Raw genomic sequence first — 19,690 nt, 5'->3', positions numbered from 1 at the left:
ATCCGCGTCCGGCCCGCGCCTCCCGAGGAGTCACCCACGCCCTCACCGAGGCCAGGCGCCCGCCTGTCGGCTCGGCAGTCAGGGCGTCCGTGATGCCGCCTGGGCAGGCGTGATCAGGCGCGGGATCTCGCCGGCGCAGGCCGTGCGGCCGCGGGCGTATTCCTGCGGGCTGTCGAACTGCCGCTGGGCATCCATCAGCCGCGTCAGTTGCTGCCTGGCGTATTTCAGGACGGCGTCGCTGCCGAGGCGGTCTGGCCAGGGGTAGGTCAGGGCCCTGAACTGGCGCGCGATCTCCTGGTGGATGCGCACATGGGTCTGCTCATGCGCCATCACCAGGGCGTGGCTGCAGCTGCCGGCGGGCATCTCGCGGGCGATGCGCAGCACCGGCTGCACGAAGTCCAGCCGCACGGTCAGTCCGTTGCACGTGGTCTGGGGCTCCACCGACAACTGGGTCTTGACCACCACATGTCCGAGCTGCGTGCCCGGCCCGCGTGCGGCGCCGGCCAGGGCATCCAGTTCCGCGGCCGATTTGCTGTGGTCAAACTGCGGATCGGTCAGCCACGCGGCGGTGAAGCGCACGGGTTGCACGCACGCGGGCAGCCCGGCAGCCAGTGTGGGCAGGCCGATGGCGGTCAGCAGCAGGGCGAGGGCCGGTTTCATGTCCTGGCGGCTGATGATGCCGGATGCACCGCCGCCGGATCGGCCGAACATCGCGCCGGATCACCCGCAGGCCGGGCGATGGCCCCTCGGACGCCGCCCCGGCTGGCCCGTCGGCGCTCAGGCCGGCAGGTCGATGCGCTGCAGCAGACCGGTGAAGTAGTTGACGGTCCGGGCCAGGCCCGCGTCCAGCGCCACCTGGGGTTCCCAGCTCAGTTGCTGTCGGGCCCGTGTGATGTCGGGATTGCGCTGGCGCGGGTCGTCTGAGGGCAGCGGCTTGAACACCAGCTGCGACCGTGAGCCGGTCAGCGCGATCACCTGTTGCGCCAGTTCCAGCATGGTCATCTCGCGCGGGTTGCCCAGGTTGATCGGGCCGGTGATGTCTTCCGGCGAGGCCATCAGCCGCACCAGTCCGTCGATCAGGTCGTCCACGTAGCAGAACGAGCGTGTCTGCGTGCCTTCGCCGAAGATGGTGATGTCCTGCCCGCGCAGGGCCTGCACGATGAAGTTCGACACCACGCGGCCATCGTTGGGATGCATGCGCGGGCCGTAGGTGTTGAAGATGCGCGCCACCTTGATCTGCAGCCGGCTCTGGCGCCAGTAGTCGAAGAACAGCGTCTCGGCACAGCGCTTGCCCTCGTCGTAGCAGGAGCGCGCACCGATCGGGTTGACATGCCCCCAGTAGTCCTCGGTCTGCGGGTGCACCTGCGGATCACCGTAGACCTCGCTGGTGGAGGCCTGCAGGATGCGCGCCCGCAGCCGCTTGGCCAGCCCCAGCATGTTGATCGCGCCATGCACGCTGGTCTTGGTGGTCTGTACCGGATCGTGCTGGTAGTGCACCGGCGAGGCCGGGCAGGCCAGGTTGTAGATCTCGTCCACCTCCACGTACAGCGGGAAGGTGACATCGTGGCGCATCAGTTCGAAACGCGGGTTGCCCAGCAGATGGGCGACGTTGTCGCGCGTGCCGGTGAAGAAGTTGTCCACGCACAGCACGTCGTGGCCGTCACTGACCAGGCGTTCGCACAGGTGCGAACCGAGGAAGCCGGCGCCGCCGGTGACCATGACCCGCTTGCGCAATGCATAGGACGCCATCGAATTCCCTGCCAGACCCGAAGCTGTCGTGCGCGGATTGTGCGGGGATGCGTGCATGCCGCCTAGCCGCCGGGGCGCTTGCCGAGGCCCTCGAATGCAGGTCCTGGCCGCGCCTTCCCTAGTTGTGCAGTGCGGCGGCGGCGCCGCTATGCTTGCGCGCGGCGCCACCCGGTGCCACCCGGTGCCACCCGGCGCGCCAATCGCTTCAGCGCAAGGGGGGTGTCCGGGGCGGGGGGCGCGGCGGACGGAGGTGGCATGGCAGGTTTTTCGCGCGCGCGTCGCCAGCTGGCGGTCTGGCCGGTGGCCGCCTCGCTGTCCGGGCTGGGCCGATCGGCCGCTGCGCGGGGGCGGCCGGACCTGTCGGTGTCGATCGATGTCGATGCCGACGAGGTGGTGGCACGCTCGGCGCCGCCGATGTTCGGCTTCGGCGGCAACATCTGGCTGACGCCGGGCGCGTTCGGCCTGGGCATTGCCGATCGCATCCTCGACATGCCGCACCTGGGCATGAGCCGCGTCAGCCTGGGCGATCAACTGCTGGAGGACGCAAGCAGCCTGGCCGAGCTGCGGCGTCGCCTCGAGCAGTTCGCGCTGAACGACTTCCTGCGGCGCGTGCGCCAGCGCGGCGGCCGGGTGATGCTGGTGCTGGACGGCACGCCGCGCTGGCTCAGCAGCAACCCGTCCACCACGCGTCAGAAGAATCCGAACCAGCCCTTGTTCCGTCTCAGCCCGGCCGCCAACCTGGCGGGTTGGGCCGAGGTGGTCGAGGCCATCGTGCGCCACTTCAATGGCGTGCTGGGACTCGATGCCTGGTACGAGGCCTGGAACGAACCCAATCTGTACTACCAGGGCTCGTTCGAACAGTTCATGGCGCAATACCGCGCCTCGGTGCTGGGGGCGCGGCGGGCCGATCCCAAGGCGCGCATCGGCGGGCCGGGCGTCGGTCACTTCAATGGCGTGCGCACGGCGCAGCAGCCCGGGGCCGAGCGTGAGCGGCTGGCGGCCGTGAACCAGACGCTGGAGCAGAAGTACCTGTTCCAGCAGTTCATCGAAGCCGCCGCGGCGATGCCGCTGCCCGAGCTGAGGCTGTCGCGGCTGCCGGTCGACTTCTTCTCGTGGCATGGTTTCTATCTCGATCCGTCACAGGTGTATGCGACGGTGACGCCCTACATCCGCGAGGTGCTGGCCAGCGCCGGTTATCCGCGGGACACGCCCATCGTGAACAGCGAGTGGAACCTCGCCCCGGTGCCGCCCTATCCCGAGGGCGATCTGAACGCCACGCATGTCGGCGCGGCCTTTGCCGCGGCCTCGGTGTTGGCCATGCACGCGGCCGGTGTCGATCAGCAGATCTTCCAGATGTACGTCGACCCCGGCGTCGACGGCTACAGCGGTGGGCTCTGGACAGCGCAGGGCCTGGCGCGCGCCAACTGCCACGCGCTGCGTCTGCTGTCGATGTTGCGTGGCCGTGAACTGCGTGTGCGCAGCGACGACCCGTGGGTGCGGGCGGCGGCCTTCCGCGATGGCCGCCACCTGCATGTGCTGGTGGCCAGTTGCACGCCGACGCCCGAGATGCTGAAGAACGCCGAGAACGTGCTCGGCCCGCTGCGCAATGCCGACTTCATGCGCAAGCTCGCGCGCGAGGGCCACGGCGAGCGCCTGTTGCGTGGCGTGCCGCTGCCCACCGACCGGGCACGCGAGGCACAGCAGCGCGAGCAGGCGGACGGCGCCCGGCTGCGCGCCGACACCGAGCGTGCCAAGGCGCGGGCCCGCGGCACGCTGGACCTGCGCATCAGCGTGCGCGGGCTGACGGGCGCGACCGGCCGTGCGGCGCACTGGCTGATCGACTCGCGGCACGCCAACATCGCGCCGGAGGTGGCCACCGCCGCGCGTGCGCTGGAAGGGCAGCGCCGCGCACTCGGCAGGCTGCCCGAGGACATCCGCCAGGCGCTGCGGCGCGACGGCGTGCCCGCCGGCGAGGCCGACCGCCTGGTGGCCGCCCTGGCTGCCGGCCGCCCGCTGGACGACGCGCTGGCCACGGTGGATGCGCGGCGCCAGCCGGAAGTGCGGCGCCTGGTGGAGTCGGTGGTGGCCGATGCCTCGGCGCCGGTGCGCAAGGCGCTGGCGCAGGCCGAGGCCTCGCCCCAGGCGGCACTGGTGGAGCGCGAGCTGGACTGGCCGGCCTCTGGTGTGCTGGACATCGAGGCCGAGCCGCACTCGGTGCAGCTGTTCACGCTCAGGCTGGGGGCCTGAGCGTGCGATGCCCCGGCGCTCAGTACACCAGGTCGCCGAGGATGCCCAGGAGCACCAGTGACACCAGCGTGAGCAGCAGCGCCAGCAGCGTCAGCTCGAAGGCCTGGATCCAGGCCTTGCGCCGTGCCTGACGCTGCCTGGCCGCCACCTCCTCGGCGGGCAGCCACTGGCCCTCATGGGGCAGCAGCTGCGCGGCCAGGCGTCGCTGCATGGCCTGGTGCAGGCGTTGCTGAAGCGACGCGGTGCCTGCGGTGGCCGGCGCCGGTGCGGCGGGCGGCATGGTGCTGGGATCGGCGCTCATAGCCAGGTATAGCGCGAGAAGTCCACGTGCAGCAGCACGCGGGTGACGACGAAGACCAGCAGCACGCAGGTCGAGGCGATCAGCAGCCCCAGCACGATGGCGCAGCCGTATTCGAACAGCGCGCGAAAGCGCGTGAGCACGGTGCCACCGGACGGCAGGCGGCCACTGGCGCGCTCGGCCGCTTCGATCTCCAGGTAGGTCTGCAGCAGCAGGTCCCTGGGGTCCTGCGGCGGGCGTCGGGTGGGTGGCGTCACGGGGCGGCCTCCGTCAGGGGGCTGTCGTCCAGCTGGCGGCGGATGCGCTCGAGCCGCAGCTGCCGCAGGTATTCCAGCAGCAGCGCGCAGTAGCAGCCCGCGGCCAGGCCCACGATCAGCGCGACGATGGCGTTCAGGGTCATGATCGGGAAGCCGGGCACCGACGGTGGCCGGGCCACCTGCACCTGCACCACCTCGACATTCGGAAACTCGATCTGCAGCCGCGTCTCGGCCAGGTTGGTCTCAGTGTTGACCAGCTGCTGCTCGAGCACGCGCTTGTCGGATTCCAGGTTCTGGATCGACGAGGTCTCGCTGATGGCCGAGCCGGTGGTGCGCGCCAGTTCGTCGATGCGCTTGCCCAGCGCCGTCTGCCGGGCCTCCAGCGCCTTCAGCTGCTCGAGCCGGGGGTTGGCCAGCACGGCGTCGTCGCGGGCGCCGGTGTCGTTGGGCCCCAGCACCACGCCATCGGCCAGCAGGCGCTGCCGCGCCGACGAGATGGCCAGCGCGTTCTCGTCGCGCTGGCGTTCCAGGTCTTCGCGCTGGCGCAGGTACAGGCGCTCGGTGGCCGAGCCCGACAGCACCTTGTTCGACTCCTGGTAGGCCAGCAGTTCGGCCCGCTTGGCGACCAGGCGGGTGCGCAGTTCCGCCACCTTGCCCTCCAGCGCCTTGACGGTGCGCTCGGCCGAGTTGCGCAGGTTGTTGGCGTGGAAGTCGCGGTAGGCCTCCACATAGGCGTTGGCGATGTCGGCGGCCAGGCGCGGATCGCGGTCGCGCACGTAGATGTCGGTGAAGAACTGCGGGCTGGTCACGAAGTTCACGTTCTTCTTGAAGAAGCCGGCCTCCTTCTGCGGGAAGCGCCGCTGCACGGCCTCGATCATGTCGTTGCTGCGCAGGATGCCCACATGGATGCCCGCCTCGCGGTCATCGGGCTGCGGACGCAGTGGCAGCTGCGCCGGCCCGAGCGGGGCCCCGTACAGCTTGGGGCTGAGGTTGGCCGGCACGTACAGCGTGGCTTTGGCCTCGTACACGGGGGGCAGGTAGCGGGTGATGGCCATGGCGAAGACCATGGCCGAGAGCGCCACCGCGAGGATGATGCCCTTGCGGGTGTACAAGGCCATCCAGTAGTCGGCCAGGGTCGCGTGTTCACGCATCGTGCTGCTGCTTGGCTGGAGAAAGGGTTGCCATCGGGTGGGTCGGCGCGGGCGGTGGTGGCAGGGCCGGGCGGCCGCGCGCCTGCCGGTTGGCGATGAGGATCGCCGATTGCGCCAGTGCCAGGTAGAACCAGACCAGCGGCGCGCTCATGTGCGGCTCGGCAAACATCTCGACAACGATGCCGGTCAGTCCCAGGGCCAGGGCCTGCAGGTGCTGGCGGATGGGGCCGCTGCGTGACATCGCCAGCAGCCACAGCTGGGTGAACAGCGTGCCCAGCATCGCCAGGTAGACCAGGAAACCGGCCAGACCCAGGTTGGTCCACAGCTGCAGCCCGGTGTTGTGCACCCGTTTGCGGTAGAAGTTCTCCGAGAACGACTGCTCGGCATGGAAGCCCGAGCCCCACCACGGGTCACGCGAGAGTTCCTCGATGGCCGCCTTCAGGTAGACATCGCGCTCGACGATGCCGGCCGACTGCAGCACCAGCTTGTGGAACAGGTGCCAGGCCCAGTCGAAGCCGCCGAAGGCGTAGAACAGCGCGCCGAAGAACATGGCGCCGATCAGGAAGTGCAGGGCGCGGTGCGGCCAGCCATAGACCGGAAACAGCAGCAGGATGACCGCAAAGGCCGCGTAGGACGCGTAGGTGAAGGTGCCCACCACGCCGGCCAGCAGCAGCAGCACCGCGAGCACATGGCCGGCCCGTGCTCGGGTGGTGCTGGCGTTCACCAGGCGGAACAGCGTGAACGGCAGCGCCATCACCAAAAAGTCGGCCAGCCAGCTGGGCCAGGCGGTGAGCCCCGACGATCGCTTGGTGGTGCCCAGGAAGGTGGGCTTGGTCTCCAGCTCCTCGGCCACCAGCGTCCATGAGTTGCCGGTGAAATAGGCCTGTGCGGTCTGGCCCACGCTGACCAGCGCGCTGGCCATGGCCACCACGAAGAAGGCCTGCAGCGTGAACGTCAGGTGGCGCTCGGTCTGGATCAGGTTCACCAGCACGAAGGCCACCAGCAGGGCTCGGAACACCGACACAAAGTTGGCGAGAAACGTGACTGGCGAGTGGACCAGCGGATTGGCCAGGTGCGGCAGGTCCAGCAGCAGCAGCAGCAGGCCGAAGAAGGTCAGCCCGGACAACTGCATCGGGCTGTCCGGCCGCAGCATGGCCTCGGCCAGCAGGCCCAGTGCGATCAGGAAGGGCAGGAAGGTGATCAGGTCCAGCCCCGGTCCGAGCTTGATGCCGTTGGTCTGCAGTGCGATGAGCAGCAGCACGATCCACAGGCTGCGGGCATCGGGTGCCTTGCGCACCTGCAACAGCAGCCAGGTGATCGACGCCATCAGCAAGGGCGCGATCCACGACAGCTTGTAGTCCAGCTCGAGCAGGTGCAGCCGCTGCCACAGTCCGTGCGGCAGCAGGGCGCTGAGCAGCGGATCGAACGCGACCAGCGCCGCGACCAGCAGCGATGCCAGGGCGAACGGCCACCAGGGTGACGGCAACGACGGGCGGTGAAGTGGTTGCGCGGAGGCCAAAACTGCGTTCCCGCGTGGGTCCAGGTCCGGTCCGCAGGGCCGGCAGGCACACCGCGGTTCACGCCTCGCTCAGGCCCGCCCGCGCAGGGCGGCTGATCGATCGAAGCCGACTGTAGCGTGCAGTGCGCGCGGCGACATGGGCCGTGGACGACCGACCAGGGGGGTGTGCGCGTTTGCGCGACATTCCTTTAGGGGGTGGCGCGATTGTGTGCGGTCTGTAAACTTTTCCGCACGAAACGCATGTAGAGGGGTCGCCATGATGCGCAGTCTCATTGCCAAGCTGGTACTTGCCGCAGGCGCCTGCCTCGCATTCGTGGCACCGGCACAGGCCTTGACCCTGGCCGGCGTCTTCGGCCCCGGCCAGAGCCCGATCCTCATGGGCGACCTGACCGACAAGGCGGGGGTGCTGATCAACCAGCATGTCGGTGCCACCGACCCGTTCAGCGATCTGTTCCTGTTCACGGTGACGCAGCGGTCGCTGGGCGTCGCATCGATCGTCCTGCCCAACCCGCCCACGCTGACCGGTCCGACCAGCGATCTGGCCGCGATCGCGGCGATCGCCTTTGTTTCCGTCGCGCCCGACAACACGCCCACGCTCCTGGGCATCGACACGACCGCCAGCGACGGCTTCACGCTGCCGGCGTTGCTGCCGCAGGCGGGCCTGTACGGCCTGGTGGTCGTTGGTGTGTCGGCCGGTGGCAATGGTGCCTACCTGGGTGTGCTGGGCAGCACGCCGCTGCCGGTGCCCGAGCCAGCGTCGCCGCTGATGCTGATGGCCGGTCTGCTGGCCTTCGGCGTGCATCGCGGACTGCGCCGTCGCTGAGGCGTTCGGCGCCGAGGCGCCATCGCGTGCAACAGGCCGCCTGCGGGCGGCCTGTGTCGTTCAGGCGGGCAGGAAGCCCAGCGGCGACGAGCCGCTCACGGCCGACAGGTTGGGCAGCGCCTGTGCCAGCTGCGAGCTGTCGGCCCCGCACCAGCGCAGCAGCGTGGCCACGTACTCTTCCACGGCGGTGGTGGGCAGCCAGCGCCCGGCCGGCTCGGTGGCCAGCGCGTCGATGTCGTCCGGCCCGGCCAGCTGCAGCTGGGGATGCAGGCCCCAGCCGCGCCCGCCCAGCACCGACGAGCCGAACACCAGCTGCGTGTTGCCCCAGGCATGGTCGGTGCCCAGGCTGCGGTTGGGCCGGAATGTGCGGCCGAAGTCGCTGTGCGTGAACGTGGTCACTGCGCCGTCGAGCCCGATGGCGGCCATGGCGCGGTGCAGCGCGGCCACCGCGTCACCGAACTCGGTGAGCAGCCGCGCATGGTCGCCAGCCAGCACGTCGCCCCGCGCGATCTGGCCGCGGTGGGTGTCGTAGCCATGCTGCGAGGTGAAAAAGATCTGCCGGCGCACGCCCAGTCCGGCACTGGCGGCCACCATCTTGGCCACCTGGTAGAACTGCTGGCCCATCGAGGTCTGGATGCCGCCGTTGGCCACCAGCGGCGCGAACGCGGCATCGACCGCGGCCAATGCGCTGGCCTGGCCGGGCTGCACCTTGACCAGCGAGGCCAGACCCGAGGCCATGTCGAAGGCCTGCTGCTGGCCCGCGACGAAGGCGTCGGCCAGGGCTGAATCACCTGGGGCGGCGTACATGGCGGCCAGGGCGTCGCGGCGCGCCGCACCTGCTGCAGTGGCCAGATCGGCGGTGCTGAAGCCGGCGGGCACCAGGTCGGTGCCCGGGCCCGGCAGCACCACCGCGCCCGATTGCGACGACAAGCCGAAGCGCAGCCCGGCGTCGCCGATCGCCATCACCGGCCAGGTGGTGGCCAGCGCCTGGCTGGCCCGGCCACCCCAACCGGTGCGGTCCAGCGTCGAGGCGCCAGCGGTCTCCCACAGCACCTGCTGGTCGGAATGCGAGAACAGGTTGTCGGGCACCGCGCTGGCGTCGCCGGCCAGGATGGCGGCGCGCAGACCGGCGAGGTCGAGGCGGCGGCGCATCGGACCGACGTTCCACACCGGCGCGGCGCGGCGCTCGGCAAACATTGTGGCCAGCGACGACAGCGCCGGATGCAGGCCGAAGTCGGTGCCCGGCACGGCAATCAGGCGCTCGCGCGGCAGCGCCAGCTCGCCGCGCACCGCCGCATAGGCAGCGTAACGGGCGTCGTCGGTCGGCACGATGGTGTTCAGGCCGTCGTTGCCCCCGTACTGGAACACGCAGACCAGTGCGCGGTAGTCGGCCGCCTGCACCGACGAGGCGGGCAGCAGCAGCGAGGCGCCGGCGCCGCCGCCCAGGGCGGCACCGAAGCCGGCCACACGGCGCAGCCACTGGCGGCGCGACAGGAGATGCTGAGGGTTCATCGTTGGACCTGGAACTGCGGCGAGGCGAAGACCAGCCAGGCGGCGCGCTTGGCGCGTGCCAGCTGGGCGGCGGTACCGGTCTCGGCACTGCCGGCCGCTTGCACGGCCTGCACCACCTTTGACCGGGCCGATGCCGGCAGCGTGCCGCCGGTGGCCAGCGTGGACAGGCGGTCGACCAGCGCGCCGGCGTCGTCGGCGCTTGTGGCGAAGCGGCTGAGATCGACCCGTGTCGGCAGTGCGTCGCTGCGGCCCGTGCCGGCGGCGCTGCCGCCCTGGTCGATCAGCCATGACAGGAAGTTCAGCCGCGCCAGTGCCGTGTTGGCGCCGTGGATGCCGAAGGCGGGGGCCACCAGCGTGCTGCCGGGCAGCGGCTGGTCGGGCAGGTAGAAGCTGAACACCGTGGGCGGCCGGAAGACCACCTGGCGCAGCGCGCCGCCGATGGCGAAGCCGAAGGGTTCACCGTCGGTGGTGCCGTCGAGTGCGCGCAGCACGCTGGTGAACAGCAGGGCCGGTTCGCGCAGGCGGCCGAAGTCGCGGCCCGGATCGGCGCGGCGTGCCTCGCTGTCGAGCAGCACGGCGGCCACCGTGGCCGCCAGGTCACCTTTGCGGCCGGTGCCGAAGGTCTGCGCGCCCGCGGTATAGCGCCCGCTGTCGAAGGCGCTGGCCACACGGGTCACATAGGCCGCCGAGGGGTTGCTGGTGACCAGGTGCTGGATCAGTTGCCGGCCGATGAACGGGCCCATCGAGGCGTGGGCCATCAGGCTGTCGAGCACCAGGTCGGCGGCAGACGCCGGGTCGCTGCCGGCGGGTACCACGATGCCCGACAGCAGGCGCCGCGTGCTGGTGTCGTGGTAGGCGGGCAGCGCCACCATCTCGCCGTCGAGGTAGCGACAGTTCGTGCCGGCCGGCCAGCAGCCGCCGGCGCCCTGGCCGCCAAGCGGATAGGTCCAGCCGGTCAGTGCATAGGCATAGGCCCGCACGGTCTCGTTGTCGTAGTTGGCAGTGCAGCGCCCGCCCTCGAGGCGGCCGTCGGCGGACAGGCGGCAGGTGCCGATCGAGAACAGCTGCAGCAGCTCGCGCGCGAAGTTCTCGTTCGGCGCGGCCTTGTGGTTGTTGATGTGGCCCAGGTACTCGCCCATCAATGGCGAGACGATGGCCTGGCGCAGCACGTCGCGCCAGTTGGCGAAGGCCTTGTCCAGCAGCGCGTTGTGCCAGCGGCGATGGCCGTAGGTGCCCAGCACCTCGGCATTGCTGACCACGACGATCTGCTGGATCGCGAAGGCCACGCGCTGGCGCAACTGGTCGGGCTGGGTCAGCGCGTTGCGGTAGAAGTCGCGCACCAGCGGCTGGGTCGATTGGTACTCCATCCAGCAGGCGGACACGTCCACGCCGGCGCGGTCGCACCAGGCCACGCCGCTGGTCTGGCGGTCGATCTCGTCGCCGCCGCCGCTGTGGTAATGCGAGCCGGAGGCCTGCATCTGCGTGGCGATCCAGGCGCCCGGGCCCTGGTTTCGGATGTCGTCGACCAGGGCTTCGGTGGCGCCGAAGCTGGCCTGGGCGGCCAGGCGTGCGGCGTCGGTGCTGGTGGTGCGGGGCGATGCCGCCGTGGCATTGGCCGTGGTGGCCGCGCTGGCGGTGGATTCGGTGCTGCTCGTGCTGCTGCTGGCACCGCCCCCGCCGCCGCCGCAGGCGGCGAGCAACCACAGGGCCGACAGCATTGCTGCGCCGGTACGGCTGGCACGCCACAGGGTGCGGGGCTTCCGCAGGGACAGGGGATCGGCTGACATGGTACGTCAGTGTTCCCCGCAGCCGGGGCGGCCGATCCCGCGAAAAACCGCCCTTTGCGAAACCTAATGCGGCCCGCGTGCACGCGGTGGCGGGGCAGCCTCAGGGCCAGGCGCTGTGCTGCAGCGTGGCTGGCAGGCCGTCGCCGGCCACCGCGGCGCGATAGGGGCCGGCCACGCCCAGATCGCACCACCACCAGGCGTGCCGCGCGGCGGCGGTGTCTGGCGGCGCCGTCACCGTGCCGTGCCCGGCCGGCGATGCGACCTCGAAACGGTGCAGGTCCACGGCCAGGCCGTCGCCCCAGGCCTTCAGCACCGCTTCCTTGCGTGACCACAGCGTGATGAAGGTGTCGTCCGGTGAAGACGAGGCCTGCACCGCGGCCGCCTCCAGCGGGTGGAAGAAGCGCTCACCCAGGCCCTCGCGGCCGATGCCGGGCCGCACCTGCTCGATGTCGGCCCCCACCTCGATGTCCCAGGCCCAGGCCACCAGCACCCGGTCGCCGGCATGCGAGAGGTTGAAGCGCCAGGGCGAGGGCGGCCACAGCGCCGGCTTGCCGCCGGGTGCGTCGACGAAGCTCAGCGCCGCAGGATCAGCGCCGATGGCGCGGCCCAGCAGTCCACGCAACAGGCCGTGGGCGCGGCGGTGGCGCCTGGCGTCGACCTCGCGGTGGAAGCGCGCCGCGCGGGCTTGCTCGTTGGCGTGCAGCCAGCGCGCGAACTGGTCGTCCCAGCCGGCCAGCGCATCCACCGAGGCTTCGCACCAGTGCACCGTGCGCGTCGGCTGCCGGCTCATCGCGCTGCGGCGTGGTGATCGGGGCGGCGGCGCAACAGCTCAGCCATGCCGCGCCGACAGCACCTCCGACAGCGCGGACATGAACCCGGCGCGTGCGCTGTTCAGGTAGAAGTGCCCACCGTCGAACATGCGCAGCGTGAAGCCCGCGCCGGCGAGTGCCTGCCAGGGCTGGAGCTGGGCCTCACCGGCCTCGGGATCGCTGCGGCCACCGAACACGGCCAGCGGCACCGGCAGCGGCGTGGTGTCGCGCAGCCGGTACTCGTCGCACACCTGGCAGTCGGCGCGCAGGATCGGCAGGATCATCTCCATCAGCTCGGGCGAGTCGAGCGCCGCCTGCGGCGTGCCCTCCAGCTTGCGCAGGCGGTCGACGAACTCGTCGTGGGGCAGGTCGTAGGGCAGGGCGCTCCAGTGCGGCAGCGTCGGGGCGCGGTAGGCCGACAGCACCAGCTGCTCGGGCGGGCGCAAGCCGCGGTGCAGCAGCTCGCGCGTCAGCTCGAAGGCCATCAGCGCACCCATGCTGTGGCCGAAGAAGGCGTAGGGTTCGTCGAGCAGCGGCTCCAGTGCGCCGGCGGCCATGCGCACCAGCACGGGCAGCGCGGTCTGCAGCGGCTCGGTGATGCGGGTCTCGCGCCCTGGATACTGCACCGGACACACCTCGACGTCGGACGGCAGTTCGCGGGCCCAGCCTCGGTAGGCGGACGCGCCCCCGCCGGCGAACGGAAAGCAGAACAGCCGCAGGCGTGCGGCTGGGTTCGGCACATGGTGGCTGATCCAGGGCTGGCGGCGGGGGTCGAAGGGGCGCATGTCCAGGGCCTCAGCGCGGGATGACACCGAAGATCGGGACGGCCTGCCGCAGCGTGCGCTCCCAGTCGGTGAGGCCGGTGGCCGGCACGAACAGCCGGTCGCCGGGCAGCAGTGCGATCTCGGGGGCGGCCAGCGCCTCCTCCAGCGAGAAGCGGTAGATCGCCGGCTCGGCCGCGTCGCCGGCGCGCAGCAGCACCAGCGCGCGCTGGTCGGCCTGCGGCACCAGCGGGCCCTTGGCCTGTGCCAGGGCCTGCAGCACCGTGAGGCCCTGGGTGGGGATCGGGTAGAGGCCGGGGTTCGAGACCTCGCCGAAGACATACACCACACCGACGCGGCGGGGCGGGAAGTAGATGCGGTCGGCCGGCTGCAGCGCCACGCGGTGCAGGTCGCTGCCGCCCTGCTGCGCCGTGTCCCAGTCCAGCGCGTACTGGTCGCCGCCGCGGAAGAGCACGCCACGCGCCGGGTTGGCGGCCTCGGTGAGGCCGCCCGCCGCGCCGACCACGGCCTCGCCCAGCGTGCTGCCCTCGGGCGCCAGCGTCACCTGGCCGGGGCGGACCACGGCGCCTTCGACCAGCACCGTCTGGGGGCGGGCGCGGGCCAGCGCGGCATCCACCTGGAAGCGCGCACCGGCCACGCCGCGGTAGGCCTCGCCGATGCGTTGCAGCGCCTCGGTCACCGTCAGGCCGGCCACGGCCACACGGCGCACCAGGGGCAGCACGATGGCGCCGTCGTCCTGCACCGTGACCTGGCTGCGCGATGGGTTGCCGCCTTGCGGCACCACGTCCTGCCAGACCTCGCGCGGGCCCCACACGGTGACGGCCAGTTCGTCGCCCGCGCCCAGGCGGTAGGCCGGGCGCGGCGCGCTGGCCGGCAGGCGCGGCAGCGTGTTGGCGCTTTGCGCCGGTGCGGATGCGGTGGTCTGCGCCAGCAGGTCGGGCAGGCCGCGTTCGGTCTGGTAGCGCGGGGCGGTGCTGCAGCCGGCGGCCAGCAGCGCCAGCGCCAGGAGCGGACAGAGTGGCTTCATGGCAGGGATGGGGAAACGAGCGGGTCGGCGGGCAGCGGCAGGCGGCCGGGGGGCCGCAGGCCGAACAGGTGGTCGAAATCGGCGAAGACGCGGCTGCGGCCGAACTCGCGTTCGAACACGGCCGACGCGGCCTCGCCGATACGGCGGTTGCAGTCGCGGTCGAGCAGGCGCTGCATCGGGGCGGCGAAGCTGGCGGGCGTGTCGGCCAGCAGCACCTGCTCGCCGTCGCGCAGCGGCAGGCCCTCGATGCCGGCTGCGGTGGCCACGATGGGCAGGCCGTGGTGCATGGCGGTGAGTGCCTTCAGGCGCAGGCCGCCACCGGCCAGCGAGGGCACCAGCAGCGCACAGGCGCGCGCGAACAGCGGCGCGATGTCGTGCACGAAGCCCGCCAACTCGGTGCCCGGCCGGCGCCGGCAGGCCTCGACCACCCCGGTGTCGGCACCGTCGCCGACGATCACCAGCCGCAGCCCCGGCAGCGCCGCGAACACCGCATCGCCCTCGGTCCCGATGAAGCGCAGCACCGAGGCCCGGTGCACCGGATGGCGCAGCGACCCGAACAGCACGAACAGCGCCTCGCCGGCGTAGGCCCGCGGTGGCGGCGTGGGGCCCTGCACCAGCAGGGGCCGCACGGTCTGGACCTGTGCCGCCGCGGCGCCGGCACGCGCGCGCAGCAGCGTCGTCTCGTCGGGGTTGATCAGCAGGCAGGTGTCGAAGCGGTGCGGTGCGGCCAGTTCACGGCGCTCGACCTTGCGTGCCTCCAACCGGTACAGCCGGTTGCGCAGCGCCGGCCAGGCCAGCAGGGCCCGGGCTGGCGCGGGCAGCACGCGCGCGAAGGTGCCCGCCGGCGCCATGGCCTGGCCCGCGCCCTGCGCAGCCAGCGCGGCCAGACGTGCGAAGCGCAGGTGGAACAGGTCGTCCATGTACAGCACCCGCCGCGGGCCGTCGGCGTGGCCCTGCTCGACGTACTGGCCGACGCGCAGGGTGTCCAGTACCAGCAGCGCCGGGCGCCGCTGCGCCACCAGCGCCCGCAACGCGGCGCCGACACGGCCCGAGCGGGTCATGGCCTCCTGCAGCGACAGGCCCGACAGGCCCGCCAGGCTGGCCAGCGCGTGTGCGACCTGGGCCATGCGGCCGGGCGGCGGGATCCACACCGTCTCGCAGGGCAGGGCCTCGGCCACACCGTCGGCGGGCGGATGGTCGATGACCACGTAGGTGACCTGCGCCGCGCCATGGCGTTCGATCAGCCAGGCGGCAAACCCGGCCAGCACGGCCTTCTTGCCGTCATCGGTGGGGTAGGGATGCTTGTGGCTGATCAGCATCGCACGGGGCGCGGCGTGGCGCGGGCCTTGCGCGCTCATGGCGTCTCTCCCCGTGCCGCGGCGGCCACCAGGTCGAGCACGCGGTGTGCATTGCGCCGGCCGTCGAACTGCGCCAGCGCCATCGCGCGGGCGGCAGCGGCCATCGCGGCGCGGCGCGGCGCGTCGGTGGCCAGCGCACGCACGGCGGCCAACAGCGCGGTGGCATCGCCCACCGGCACGACCAGGCCGGTGCGGCCATCGATCACCATCTCGTGCACCGCGCCGACGGCCGTGGCGATCACCGGCAGCCCGCTGGACAGCGCCTCGACGATGGCGAACGGGCTCGCGTCGCCCTGGCTGGGGTGCAGGAACAGGTCGGCGCGGGCGAACAGCGCGCGCAGCGCCGGATCGCCGGGCGACAGGCCGGTGTGCACGCGCAGCCCCGGTGCCGGCGGGATGTCGGCGTCGCGGCTCACGATGTCGAGCTCGCAGTCGGCCGACAGGCCGGCGCGCCAGGCCTGCAGCAGCGTGGCGCCGCCCTTGCGCAGGAAGTTGCCGCCGACGAACAGCAGGCGCGTCGGGCCGCCGGCCGCACGCGGCGGGGGGGGCGAGAACTCGGCCGTGTCAATGCCCGGCGGGATGACGCTGATGCGCGAGGCCTCGACGCCGTAGTCGCGCTGCAGCCCGTCGCGCACCCAGGCCGACATCGCGACAAAGGCCTGCGCGCGGCCGAACAGCGAGCGGAACATCAGGTGCTTGATGCGGCCCTTGGTGCCGGTGGCCACCTGGCTGTCGTAGGCGAAGGCCAGCTGGTTGAAGTCGGCCGGCGTGGCGTCCATCGAGATCACGCTGGGCGTCGACGCGATCTGGTGCCAGCACGCCGGCAACAGGGCCTGGGTGTGGAAGAACAGCGCCTGCGGTGCCTGCGGCAGCTGGGCCAGCGCCGAGCGTGCGCGCAGCGACAGCCGGGCGCTGAACGACAGGCCGCGCAGCCGCCCGGGCCAGTCGGTGGCGGTGTAGGGGATCTGCACGAAATGCGCCGCCAGGTCGTCGCGCTCGGCGGCTGCGGCGCGCAGCGCGCGTGCGTGGGTGACGTGGCCCAGCGCGTCCTCGACGACGAAGGCCGCCGACAGGCGCTGCGCGGGCATGCCGGCCACCACCTGGCGCTGCGGGGCGGACGCGGGGGCGGTGGTCATGGGCGTGGGGGCGGGCGTGGCAACCGGCGTGGGGTGCTAGAACACGCCCAGGCTGCCGTCGCGCTTGGCGCGTGCGATCGCTGCCGTGCAGGCCATGAACGCCAGCGGCAGGCCGACGGCCGCGAAGGCCAGCAGCTTGGCCAGCTGCGGCAGCAACTGCACTGGCGTGGCCCCGGCCAGCAGCCCCAGCCGCAGGCCGTCGTAGGCATAGGTCATCGGCAGCGCCTGGGCGACGAAGCCCAGCCACGGCGGCAGCAGCTCGACCGGGAAGAACGCGCCACCGATCATGGCGGTGGCGGCACTGAAGGCGGTGTTCAGCACGTCGCCACGCTTGAGCACCAGGATCATCGACGCCACCAGCAGGCCGAACACGCTGTACGAGGCCACCGTGGCCAGCACCATCAGCACCGTGCTGGCCAGGTTGGCGCGGCCCAGGTCGGCGCCGAACAGCACGATGCCCATGGCGATGACGACGCAGGCCTTCAGCGTCTCGAACACCATCGACCACACGCAGGGCAGCACGATGACCCAGGTGGGGCGCACGGGGCACGAGAAGGTCATCTCCAGCGAGCCCTCGGTCATGCCCATGCGCAGCTGGTCGGCAAAGCCGTTCAGCGAGGCCTGCATCAGCCCGGCCACCGCGGCACCGATCAGGATGAACGAGAAGTAGTCGGCCTGGTAGCGCGCCAGGGCCTCGCGCGCCGCGCCACCGTCCATCAGCTTGGCCATGAAGTAGAAGACCGCGACGATGAAGTAGCCGTAGGTCAGCTGGAAGACGAAGTTGACCTTGTAGCTCGTCGCGATCTCGAAGTCGCGGCGCAGGAAGGCGGCGATGGTGCGGCTCAGGTGCATGGCGTCAGGCCCCGGCGGCATGCGTGGCGGGTTGCGCGCGCTCGCCGCTGGCCAGGTGCGAAAACACCTGGTGCAGCGGCTCGGCCTGGCGCTGCACCTGCCGCACCAAGGCGCCTGCGGCGATCACGGCCGACAGCACGCCCGAGAGCGCGCGTTCGTCGCCGTGGCCCACCAGGGCGAGCTCGCCGCGCTCGTTCACCGGCCCGCACTGCAGGCCCAGGCGCGCCATGGCCTCGGTGAAGGCGTCGCTGCCGGCCGCCGGGGCCAGCGCCTCGATGGTGAACACCATGTGACGGCGGCTGATGCCCAGGAAGCGCTCGGCGCTGTCGTCGAAGTGCACGCGTCCGCCGATCATCACGATCACACGGTCGCACAGCCGCTCGATCTCGTCGGCGCGGTGCGTGGCCCACAGCACGGTCTTGGGCCGCCGCCCGATCTCCTGGCGCACCATGGCCAGCAGCTCGTCGGTGGAGCGGGTGTCCAGCCCGCTGGTGGGTTCGTCGAGCAGCAGCACCGAGGGCTCGTGCAGGAAGGCGCGCGCCAGGCCCAGGCGCTTCTTCATGCCGGCCGAGTAGGTGTGGAACAGCTTCTCGGCGTGGGCCTGCAGGTCGAAGCGGCGCAGCATCTCGTCGGCGCGCGCACGCGCCTCCTCGCGCGGGTAGTCCTGCAGCGCGGCGAAGAACTCGAGGTTGCTGCGCCCCGACAGCCGCCAGAAGAAGCTGCGGTCGTTGGTGGAGCAGTAGCCCAGGCGGCGGCGTGCGGCCCGGCCCTGCTCCGGGATCTCGAAGCCGGCCAGCTCGACGCGGCCCTCGTTGGCGCGGGTCAGGTCGCACAGGATGTTGATCAGCGTGGTCTTGCCCGCGCCGTTGGGGCCCAGCAAGGCCGTCACCTGACCGGCCTGCAGCGCGAAGGACACGCCGTCGAGCGCCTGCGTGATCCGGGGCGGGCGCAGGCCCAGCAGGCTGCGGAAGCCGGTCGAGACATAGGTCTTGCGCAGGCCGTCCACGCGCAGCAGGCAGGGCGCGGCCAGCGCGGCGCCAGGTGCCGGCGCGTTCATCGCCACGACCCCGACACGGCCGCGGCCAGCGCCCCCCCGGCGCGGGGCCCGGCGCGGCGCGGTGCCACCACCGTCTCCACCCGGTCGGCCGCCTGCCTCACCCCGGTCTCGGCGTCGGTGCGTTCGCGCCAGTGGGCACAGCGCGCGGCCACGCTCTCGGAGTCGATCAGCCGGGCCATGGTGCGGGCGATGTCGTCCACGCTGTCGCGGGCGGCAGACATCATGCGCCCGGTGCCCAGGCGCTGGACGCGGTTGGCGTTGTCGAACTGGTCGCCGCGCATCGGCATCATCAGCTGCGGCACGCCGGCGGCCAGCGCATAGGCCGCGGTGCCGATGCCGCCGTGGTGCACCACCAGCGCGGCACGGCCGATCAGTTCGTCGAACGGGGCGTGTGCGACATGGCGCACGCCCTCGGGCAGCGAGGCCGGGATGTGGCACTGGTTGGGCGAGACCAGCAGCGCCTGCAGGTCGGGCCGGCCCAGGCGCATGAACGCGGCCACCGCCTTGTCGTAGAACGCATCCTGGGCGGCAGCCAGCGTGCCGGTGGTGATGACCACCAGCCGCCGTTCAGCGCGCGGCAGCGGCGGCTGCGGGCGGGGATACAGCGGAAAGCCGCACACGCGCATGCGGGGCGGCCAGTCGCGCTGTGCCGGTGCGAAGTGCGCGGGCCACATGCACAGGGCCTCGCGCGGCGCGCAGTCGAACTCGGGCCGCAGGCCCAGCGCCACACGGAACGCGCGCGCCTCGTCGGTCATGAAGGCCGCTTCGCCCTGCAGGCGCGGCCAGCGCCACAGGCCATGGCGGGCGTGGTGCAGGCGCCAGTACAGCCACACGCCGCGCCCGCTGCCGGCCAGCCAGCGCAGCGGCCGTGGCATGGGCCGCTCGGGGTGCAGCGGGTCGCTGCGGCTGTCGATGCCGGTGTTGCCGCCAGGTGATGCCGCCACCTTGAACCAGGGCACGCCGGCCACCTGCGCGGCGGCGATGGAGCCGAGCTCGCCGCCCACCAGTACCCGCGCGCCCGCCGCAAAGGCCTGCGCCGCGACCCGGTGGAAGTCGGCCATGCGCGGAAAGTAGTGCTTCTCCAGCAGCTCGATCGGCGACAGGCGCTGCGCATCGAACAGGTCGTTGTCGGCCATCATGGCCTCGTGGTGCGCACGCTCGCCCACGGCCAGCACCTCGAGGCCGGCGCGCTCGGCCAGGCCCTGGAAGTACGGGTTCGCCGCGAAGGCCACGGCATGGCCGCGGCGCTTGAGCTCGCGCCCGATGGCCAGCGAGGGCAGGATGTCGCCGGTGCTGCCCCAGATCGCGACCAGGACCTTCATCGGC

Annotated in this window: 18 protein-coding genes; 2 read left to right on the top strand and 16 right to left on the bottom strand. The window is 71.9% G+C overall.

What is annotated here, in order from left to right; translation table 11 throughout:
- Positions 1 to 78: 78 nt before the first annotated feature.
- Entirely contained in the window at positions 79 to 660 is a 582-nt protein-coding gene (locus AACH10_RS12960) for a hypothetical protein (protein WP_341410845.1), read from the bottom strand.
- 117 nt (positions 661 to 777) lie between these two features.
- Positions 778 to 1,749 carry a UDP-glucuronic acid decarboxylase family protein gene (locus AACH10_RS12955; protein WP_341410844.1) on the bottom strand — a complete coding sequence of 324 codons (972 nt, stop codon included), beginning with the start codon at positions 1,747 to 1,749 and terminating at the stop codon, positions 778 to 780.
- A 255-nt stretch (positions 1,750 to 2,004) separates the two neighbouring features.
- Here AACH10_RS12955 and AACH10_RS12950 point away from each other — a divergent pair, with 255 nt between their 5' ends.
- Positions 2,005 to 3,996: a GH39 family glycosyl hydrolase gene (locus AACH10_RS12950; protein ID WP_341410843.1), complete on the top strand. Its 1,992-nt coding sequence runs from the start codon at positions 2,005 to 2,007 to the stop codon at positions 3,994 to 3,996.
- A 19-nt stretch (positions 3,997 to 4,015) separates the two neighbouring features.
- On the opposite strand, the gene AACH10_RS12945 is transcribed toward AACH10_RS12950, so the two are convergent.
- The 4 genes from AACH10_RS12945 to AACH10_RS12930 are packed head-to-tail and all read right to left on the bottom strand — an operon-like array spanning position 4,016 to position 7,188.
- Positions 4,016 to 4,297, bottom strand: coding sequence for a hypothetical protein (locus tag AACH10_RS12945; RefSeq protein ID WP_341410842.1), 282 nt, complete (start codon positions 4,295 to 4,297; stop codon positions 4,016 to 4,018).
- Positions 4,294 to 4,551: a hypothetical protein gene (locus AACH10_RS12940; RefSeq protein ID WP_341410841.1), complete on the bottom strand. Its 258-nt coding sequence runs from the start codon at positions 4,549 to 4,551 to the stop codon at positions 4,294 to 4,296. The genes AACH10_RS12945 and AACH10_RS12940 overlap by 4 nt, the downstream gene beginning before the upstream one ends.
- Complete coding sequence (locus tag AACH10_RS12935; protein WP_341410840.1) at positions 4,548 to 5,702, bottom strand: Wzz/FepE/Etk N-terminal domain-containing protein; 1,155 nt, start codon at positions 5,700 to 5,702, stop codon at positions 4,548 to 4,550. Before AACH10_RS12935 ends, AACH10_RS12940 begins: the two co-directional genes overlap by 4 nt.
- On the bottom strand, positions 5,695 to 7,188 hold the full coding sequence (locus AACH10_RS12930) for an O-antigen ligase family protein (protein WP_341410839.1): 1,494 nt from the start codon (positions 7,186 to 7,188) through the stop codon (positions 5,695 to 5,697). Before AACH10_RS12930 ends, AACH10_RS12935 begins: the two co-directional genes overlap by 8 nt.
- A gap of 364 nt (positions 7,189 to 7,552) precedes the next feature.
- On the opposite strand from AACH10_RS12930, the gene AACH10_RS12925 reads away from it, so the two are divergent.
- The gene (locus AACH10_RS12925) at positions 7,553 to 8,044 is read left to right on the top strand and encodes an FxDxF family PEP-CTERM protein (protein ID WP_341410838.1); all 492 of its coding nucleotides are present in this window, start codon (positions 7,553 to 7,555) and stop codon (positions 8,042 to 8,044) included.
- Between the two features lie 60 nt (positions 8,045 to 8,104).
- Here AACH10_RS12925 and AACH10_RS12920 read toward each other — a convergent pair whose 3' ends face one another.
- The 10 genes from AACH10_RS12920 to AACH10_RS12875 form a co-directional block, all read right to left on the bottom strand.
- Positions 8,105 to 9,556 (bottom strand): DUF1501 domain-containing protein, encoded by a 1,452-nt coding sequence (locus AACH10_RS12920; RefSeq protein WP_341410837.1) that lies wholly within the window; start codon positions 9,554 to 9,556, stop codon positions 8,105 to 8,107.
- Positions 9,553 to 11,274 carry a DUF1800 family protein gene (locus AACH10_RS12915; protein ID WP_341410836.1) on the bottom strand — a complete coding sequence of 574 codons (1,722 nt, stop codon included), beginning with the start codon at positions 11,272 to 11,274 and terminating at the stop codon, positions 9,553 to 9,555. Before AACH10_RS12915 ends, AACH10_RS12920 begins: the two co-directional genes overlap by 4 nt.
- 169 nt (positions 11,275 to 11,443) lie before the next feature.
- Positions 11,444 to 12,133, bottom strand: a complete 690-nt coding sequence (locus AACH10_RS12910) for a 4'-phosphopantetheinyl transferase family protein (RefSeq protein ID WP_341410835.1) — start codon at positions 12,131 to 12,133, stop codon at positions 11,444 to 11,446.
- A 39-nt stretch (positions 12,134 to 12,172) separates the two neighbouring features.
- Complete coding sequence (locus AACH10_RS12905; RefSeq protein WP_341410834.1) at positions 12,173 to 12,937, bottom strand: thioesterase II family protein; 765 nt, start codon at positions 12,935 to 12,937, stop codon at positions 12,173 to 12,175.
- Positions 12,938 to 12,947: 10 nt separating this feature from the next.
- A complete protein-coding gene (locus AACH10_RS12900; protein ID WP_341410833.1) occupies positions 12,948 to 13,961 on the bottom strand; it encodes a polysaccharide biosynthesis/export family protein in 1,014 nt (337 codons plus the stop codon).
- Positions 13,958 to 15,319 carry a glycosyltransferase family 4 protein gene (locus tag AACH10_RS12895; protein WP_341410832.1) on the bottom strand — a complete coding sequence of 454 codons (1,362 nt, stop codon included), beginning with the start codon at positions 15,317 to 15,319 and terminating at the stop codon, positions 13,958 to 13,960. The genes AACH10_RS12900 and AACH10_RS12895 overlap by 4 nt, the downstream gene beginning before the upstream one ends.
- Positions 15,316 to 16,455: a glycosyltransferase family 4 protein gene (locus tag AACH10_RS12890; protein ID WP_341410831.1), complete on the bottom strand. Its 1,140-nt coding sequence runs from the start codon at positions 16,453 to 16,455 to the stop codon at positions 15,316 to 15,318. The genes AACH10_RS12895 and AACH10_RS12890 overlap by 4 nt, the downstream gene beginning before the upstream one ends.
- Positions 16,456 to 16,491: 36 nt before the next feature.
- Positions 16,492 to 17,307, bottom strand: a complete 816-nt coding sequence (locus tag AACH10_RS12885) for an ABC transporter permease (protein WP_341410830.1) — start codon at positions 17,305 to 17,307, stop codon at positions 16,492 to 16,494.
- 4 nt (positions 17,308 to 17,311) lie between these two features.
- On the bottom strand, positions 17,312 to 18,364 hold the full coding sequence (locus tag AACH10_RS12880) for an ABC transporter ATP-binding protein (protein ID WP_341410829.1): 1,053 nt from the start codon (positions 18,362 to 18,364) through the stop codon (positions 17,312 to 17,314).
- Positions 18,361 to 19,686, bottom strand: a complete 1,326-nt coding sequence (locus tag AACH10_RS12875) for a glycosyltransferase (protein WP_341410828.1) — start codon at positions 19,684 to 19,686, stop codon at positions 18,361 to 18,363. Before AACH10_RS12875 ends, AACH10_RS12880 begins: the two co-directional genes overlap by 4 nt.
- Positions 19,687 to 19,690 lie beyond the last annotated feature (4 nt).

It is taken from the genome of Pseudaquabacterium inlustre, assembly GCF_038066595.1.
Classification (GTDB): Bacteria; Pseudomonadota; Gammaproteobacteria; order Burkholderiales; family Burkholderiaceae_C; genus Pseudaquabacterium; species Pseudaquabacterium inlustre.
Note: the sequence above shows the minus strand (reverse complement) of the source record. Positions and strands in the feature narration are given on the sequence as shown.

What these genes read in the sequence shown, in the direction of transcription:
- AACH10_RS12960 (WP_341410845.1), bottom strand. Translation starts at nt 660, where the DNA reads ATGAAACCGGCCCTCGCCCTGCTGCTGACCGCCATCGGCCTGCCCACA.
- AACH10_RS12955 (WP_341410844.1), bottom strand. Translation starts at nt 1,749, where the DNA reads ATGGCGTCCTATGCATTGCGCAAGCGGGTCATGGTCACCGGCGGCGCC.
- AACH10_RS12950 (WP_341410843.1), top strand. Translation starts at nt 2,005, where the DNA reads ATGGCAGGTTTTTCGCGCGCGCGTCGCCAGCTGGCGGTCTGGCCGGTG.
- AACH10_RS12945 (WP_341410842.1), bottom strand. Translation starts at nt 4,297, where the DNA reads ATGAGCGCCGATCCCAGCACCATGCCGCCCGCCGCACCGGCGCCGGCC.
- AACH10_RS12935 (WP_341410840.1), bottom strand. Translation starts at nt 5,702, where the DNA reads ATGCGTGAACACGCGACCCTGGCCGACTACTGGATGGCCTTGTACACC.
- AACH10_RS12920 (WP_341410837.1), bottom strand. Translation starts at nt 9,556, where the DNA reads ATGAACCCTCAGCATCTCCTGTCGCGCCGCCAGTGGCTGCGCCGTGTG.
- AACH10_RS12915 (WP_341410836.1), bottom strand. Translation starts at nt 11,274, where the DNA reads ATGCTGTCGGCCCTGTGGTTGCTCGCCGCCTGCGGCGGCGGCGGGGGC.
- AACH10_RS12910 (WP_341410835.1), bottom strand. Translation starts at nt 12,133, where the DNA reads ATGAGCCGGCAGCCGACGCGCACGGTGCACTGGTGCGAAGCCTCGGTG.
- AACH10_RS12905 (WP_341410834.1), bottom strand. Translation starts at nt 12,937, where the DNA reads ATGCGCCCCTTCGACCCCCGCCGCCAGCCCTGGATCAGCCACCATGTG.
- AACH10_RS12900 (WP_341410833.1), bottom strand. Translation starts at nt 13,961, where the DNA reads ATGAAGCCACTCTGTCCGCTCCTGGCGCTGGCGCTGCTGGCCGCCGGC.
- AACH10_RS12895 (WP_341410832.1), bottom strand. Translation starts at nt 15,319, where the DNA reads ATGAGCGCGCAAGGCCCGCGCCACGCCGCGCCCCGTGCGATGCTGATC.
- AACH10_RS12890 (WP_341410831.1), bottom strand. Translation starts at nt 16,455, where the DNA reads ATGACCACCGCCCCCGCGTCCGCCCCGCAGCGCCAGGTGGTGGCCGGC.
- AACH10_RS12885 (WP_341410830.1), bottom strand. Translation starts at nt 17,307, where the DNA reads ATGCACCTGAGCCGCACCATCGCCGCCTTCCTGCGCCGCGACTTCGAG.
- AACH10_RS12880 (WP_341410829.1), bottom strand. Translation starts at nt 18,364, where the DNA reads ATGAACGCGCCGGCACCTGGCGCCGCGCTGGCCGCGCCCTGCCTGCTG.
- AACH10_RS12875 (WP_341410828.1), bottom strand. Translation starts at nt 19,686, where the DNA reads ATGAAGGTCCTGGTCGCGATCTGGGGCAGCACCGGCGACATCCTGCCC.